Annotated in this window: 6 protein-coding genes and 1 pseudogene; 6 read left to right on the top strand and 1 reads right to left on the bottom strand. The window is 52.4% G+C overall.

From position 1 onward, the window contains the following. Window positions 1-332 precede the first annotated feature (332 nt). The 6 genes from ACNKIB_RS05625 to ACNKIB_RS05600 all read left to right on the top strand — a co-directional run bounded on the left by ACNKIB_RS05625 (window position 333) and on the right by ACNKIB_RS05600 (window position 4,352). Window positions 333-479, top strand: a complete 147-nt coding sequence (locus ACNKIB_RS05625) for a DUF433 domain-containing protein (protein WP_417909568.1) — start codon at window positions 333-335, stop codon at window positions 477-479. Then, window positions 457-582, top strand: coding sequence for a DUF433 domain-containing protein (locus ACNKIB_RS05620; protein ID WP_417909567.1), 126 nt, complete (start codon window positions 457-459; stop codon window positions 580-582). The genes ACNKIB_RS05625 and ACNKIB_RS05620 overlap by 23 nt, the downstream gene beginning before the upstream one ends. Then, window positions 579-953, top strand: a complete 375-nt coding sequence (locus ACNKIB_RS05615) for a DUF5615 family PIN-like protein (RefSeq protein ID WP_417909566.1) — start codon at window positions 579-581, stop codon at window positions 951-953. Before ACNKIB_RS05620 ends, ACNKIB_RS05615 begins: the two co-directional genes overlap by 4 nt. Before the next feature lie 22 nt (window positions 954-975). Then, window positions 976-1,887 (top strand): GTPase Era, encoded by a 912-nt coding sequence (gene era, locus ACNKIB_RS05610; RefSeq protein ID WP_417909565.1) that lies wholly within the window; start codon window positions 976-978, stop codon window positions 1,885-1,887. Window positions 1,888-1,914: 27 nt separating this feature from the next. Continuing rightward, window positions 1,915-2,268 carry an acyl-CoA thioesterase gene (locus ACNKIB_RS05605; RefSeq protein ID WP_417909564.1) on the top strand — a complete coding sequence of 118 codons (354 nt, stop codon included), beginning with the start codon at window positions 1,915-1,917 and terminating at the stop codon, window positions 2,266-2,268. Window positions 2,269-2,381: 113 nt separating this feature from the next. Next, window positions 2,382-4,352 carry an ABC-F family ATP-binding cassette domain-containing protein gene (locus ACNKIB_RS05600; protein ID WP_417909563.1) on the top strand — a complete coding sequence of 657 codons (1,971 nt, stop codon included), beginning with the start codon at window positions 2,382-2,384 and terminating at the stop codon, window positions 4,350-4,352. A 105-nt stretch (window positions 4,353-4,457) separates the two neighbouring features. Here the strand turns inward: ACNKIB_RS05600 and ACNKIB_RS05595 are convergent. Beyond that, window positions 4,458-4,592, bottom strand: a pseudogene (locus ACNKIB_RS05595) (IS5/IS1182 family transposase); the annotation flags it as partial. Between the last annotated feature and the right edge of the window lie 94 nt (window positions 4,593-4,686).

Raw genomic sequence — 4,686 nt, 5'->3', positions numbered from 1 at the left:
TTAGATTTTGGCTGTCGTACATGGAAGTCTCCTCTTCTTGAACTTTGAGCGGTTCAGAATAGCGAGACTTCCATATTCTCCCGGAACTGTCAAACTTTCGGGAGTCCCCCGGCAGAGCCGGGGGTTTACTTATTTAAATTACGCCGCTCAGATTAAAGACTCCTTCTGCGTGTTCCAAAACGACAAGTTCCGTATCAGAAAAATCAGCAGGGCATGATTGGGCTTGGCCTGGCGGCTGAACGGACGCGGCCTGCTTTCTCACAGTCCGGGAGCACTTTTTTGCCGCCGCCAGAAACCGCCAACATCATTTCAACGACAAACGGAACCTCATCATGTTGAACAAAGAAGCATTGCTGGCACGAATCTCCGTCAATCCCCGCATTATGACCGGCAAACCGACAATTCGCAGCCTGCGAATCACCGTGGAGCAGCTTCTCCGGGGACTTTTCTGGCGGCGTGACCGAACAGGAGCTGCTTGACGAATACCCTGATCTTGAAAAAGAGGATTTTCTCGCAGTCTTTGCCTATGTGACCGAACTAGTCGCGGAAGAGCAAGTGTTTCCTGTAGCTGTGTCAGCATGAATGCCGACAAGCTGAAGTTTCTCGTTGATGTCGGTGTTGGCAGGCACGTTGAGCAATTCCTGCGTGAAGACGGTCATGATGTGAAAGCGGTTCGGGATGTTGATCCTTGCCTGAAGGACGAGGAGATCATCCGCATGGCTGCTTGGGAGCAGCCGATCGTCATGACAATGGATAAAGATTTTGGCGAGCTGGTGTATCATTCCTCGATGCGGCATTGCGGGGTTTTGCTGCTGCGGCTGGAAGATGCCGCAGCAGCAAAGAAAGTGCAGGTCGTCCAGCATATTCTGGCCAACTACGCCGCTCAGATTAAAGACTCCTTCTGTGTGTTCCAAAACGACAAGTTCCGTATCAAAAAAATCAGCAGAATATAACTGCCTGCCCCTAATTGCATATATGAATCAAGCACAAAACTACCATTCCGGTGTGGTCGCTGTAGTCGGCCCGCCTAACGCAGGTAAATCCACCCTGCTCAACCGCTATCTTCAGCAAAAAATCGCCATTGTCACGCCATTGCCACAGACTACCCGCAACCGGATTCAGGGCATAGTCACGGGCGAAGACTACCAGATGATCCTGCTCGACACGCCTGGCTTACACAAGGCCAAGGAGACGCTGAATAAAGAGATGATGCGGATTGCGCTGGAGGCTCTAGCTGAAGCTGACGTGGCTCTGTTTCTCGCTGATGCCTCGGATGATACGCAGCGCAGAGAGCGGCATCGCAGCGAATACTGCGGCTGGCTGGAACAGGTGCATTGCCCCTCAGTGCTGGCTTTGAACAAGACCGACCTGATCAACCGCGACCAGCTTTTGCCGGTTATTGAGTGGTACCGTGCGCTGCATCCCTTCAATGCCATTATCCCGATTTCTGCCATGAACGGTGAAGGTGCGGAGCAATTGCTGCAAGAATTGGTCAGCCGCCTACCCGAAGGGCCGCAGTATTATCCGGCAGACATCCCCACTGATGCCACCGAACGCTTCATTGCTGCCGAACTCATCCGGGAAAAGATTTTCCTGCGCACTCATCAGGAGGTTCCTTACTCTACTGCCGTGCTGATCGATTCCTTCCAAGAGGATGGGCTAAAGGGAGAGGTGATCATCCACGCCACTATCCTAGTCGAGCGCGATTCCCAGAAGGGCATTATTATCGGCAAAAACGGGGCTATGCTCGGCGATATCCGCAAAGCTGCGGTCAGGGAAATTGAAAAGCTGCTCGGCTGTAAGGCACAGCTCAGACTCTGGGTCAAAGTCAAAAAGAATTGGACGGAAAACGAGCAGATACTGCGCGAACTCGGGATGCAGGCATAATCTACATAATGTACAGGTAAATATTTTATGCAGAATTATCAGTTAGTCCTCACAGAACATCTCAACCACTACGGCTATCTATTCGGTGGTGTCTTGCTCAAATGGGTGGATGAATCCGCCTATATTTGTGCCAGGTTAGACCATCCAGGCAAGAGTTTTGTCACTGTTGGTATGGACAAGGTGAGCTATAAAAAACGAGTCGAATTAGGCAGCATCCTTCTGTTCAATGTCGAGAAGGAAAAGATTGGTAAAACCTCAGTTACCTATCGGGTGGCCGTTAACTTGGCAAGTGCCTTTCCTGCTGACAGCGCGGAGATATTCTCCACTCTGGTCACGTTTGTCTGCATCGACAAAGAGGGCAAAAAATGCCCCATCGAATGAGGCAGCAGCCTTTTCTTTCACACTTCCCTTTTGAAATTTTCCAACAGGCCGGTTATTGTCTCAGCGACAGAATGCCCTTGAGACAATAACTAGCCTTACAACCCTGTTTCCCCATGCTCACCATCAGCAACCTCAGCCTCCAGCACGGCCCTAAGCATCTCTTCCGTGACATCTCTGCCCAGATTCATGTCAACGACCGCATCGGCCTTGCTGGGGTCAATGGCACAGGCAAATCCACCCTGATGAAGATCATCTGCAAGGAGCAGGAGACTGACCCAGGCGTGATCAGCCGGGCTTCGTGGTTTACAGTGGCGTATTTGCCGCAGGAAATCACCATCGAGTTGGGCAGCCGAACGCTGTATGAAGAGGCAGAGCACGCCTTTGACGAGGCCTTGCAGCATCAGCGCGAGTTTGAAGAAATCAGCCAGCGCATGTCTGGGATTGACCAGCACAGCCCTGATCTGGACGCGCTGATTGAACGCCAAGGCGAATTGCAGCATTTGCTCGAGGGCCACGATGTTTTCCGCATCCGCCCGCAGATTGAGCGCATCCTCTTCGGCCTTGGTTTTGTCAAAGCGGATTTGGACAGGGAGGTGAAAGAGTTTTCCGGCGGCTGGATCATGCGCCTGCTTTTAGCCAAGCTGCTTTTGCGCCAGCCCGCCTTACTTCTGCTGGACGAGCCGACCAACCACCTTGATCTCGACTCGCTGACGTGGATGGAAGAATTTCTTCAGCAGTATCAAGGGGCAATGATGATCATCTCCCATGACCGTTCGTTCCTCGACCGGGTGACAACAAAAACCTGGGAGCTGAGTCTGGGCAGGTTGACGGTGTATAAAGGCAACTACTCCAAATATCTGGAGGAGAAGGCCCTGCGCATGGAAATGGAGCGCGCCTCCTACGACAACCAGCAGGCCATGATCCGCCAGACCGAGCAGTTCATCACCCGCTTCAAGGCCAAATCCACCAAGGCCAAGCAGGTGCAGAGCCGGGTCAAGCAGCTGGAAAAGATTGAGCGGATTGAGCTTTCAGAAAGCGAACGCACCATTCATTTCGCCTTTCCCCCTGCCGCCCCTTCCGGGCGCGACGTGCTGGAGCTGAACCGGGTCGGCAAGCAGTTTGACGGCAGGACAATTTTTAAGGATGTCTCGTTCACGCTGCGGCGCGGCGACAAATTGGCAGTGGTCGGCGTGAATGGCGCGGGCAAGACCACCTTGATGAAGATCATGGCCGGGCTGGAGCCAGCCGAAGGCACTGTACGCCGAGGGCATAATGTTGTTATGACTTATTTCGGCCAGCATCAGGCGCAGGAGCTGGACGGTCAGTACAGCATCTTGGACACTGTCTATCACAATGCGCAGGACATGACCATAACCAAGGTGCGTTCGCTGCTGGGCGCATTCCTTTTCACCGGCGATGATGTCGATAAAAAGGTGCAGGTGCTGTCTGGCGGCGAGAAAAGCCGGGTTGCTTTGGCAAAAATGCTGATCAAGCCGGCCAACCTGATGATGCTCGACGAGCCGACCAACCATCTTGACATAGCCTCGCAGGAGGTTCTGCAAGAGGCGATGGCTCAATACGAAGGCACCATCGTCGTAGTCTCGCACAACCGCTCCTTTGTTAATTCCTTTGTCAACAAAGTACTGGAAATACGCGACCAGCAGGCGTTCCTCCACGACGGCAATATTGACGATTACTTGGAAACTCGTAAGCGGCGCGAGGAAGAAGCAGCAAATGGCGCGAGGAATGTCAAAGCTGCCGCGCCGAAAGCTGTTGTTGTCCAGCCTGTTGCAGTCAGCATTGACCGCAAAGAAGACCGGAAGCAGCGCGGCCAGCAGCGGGAGCAGGTGAATGCTCAAGTCAAGCCATGGAAGAAAAAGGCGGTGGATGCGGAAAAGGAGATCGAGCGGCTGGAAACGCAGAAGATTGAGCTGGAATCCCAGATGGCCGACCCGGCTTTGTATGCAGATCAGCAGCGATGGGCCAAGACGAGCAAGGAATATGGCGAGGTGAAGCAGCTTTTGGAGCGGCAGTATGCGGTTTGGGAAGAGGCGCAGGGGAAGATTGAGGAAATCGAAAATTGAAATTTGGTGATTGAAATGACACCTGAATTAGAAACAGCAATTCATGCGCTATGCGACAGCTTATCACAGCTCTGGTCGCTTGATTCATTAGACCTCTTGCGTAAGTCATCCACCAGCAATTGTTAGCTCCATGTTATAGACGGCGGCGATCAAGCTGAAGCGGAGACCAAAACGTTTTCTCCTGTTTCGATACCGTTCGCTCAAAATACGGAACACTTTGAATTTGCGAAAAATATGTTCAATCACCTAGAGCCTGTTATGTACTTTGGGTCATAAACGTAACAAGTCGTTGAGCCATCAGAATGGCAAAGGCAACGAAGTGCAGGCCTGCAAG

The organism is Candidatus Electronema sp. PJ (assembly GCF_048287395.1).
GTDB lineage: Bacteria > Desulfobacterota > Desulfobulbia > Desulfobulbales > Desulfobulbaceae > Electronema.
This window is presented reverse-complemented; position numbering and strand designations above follow the sequence as displayed.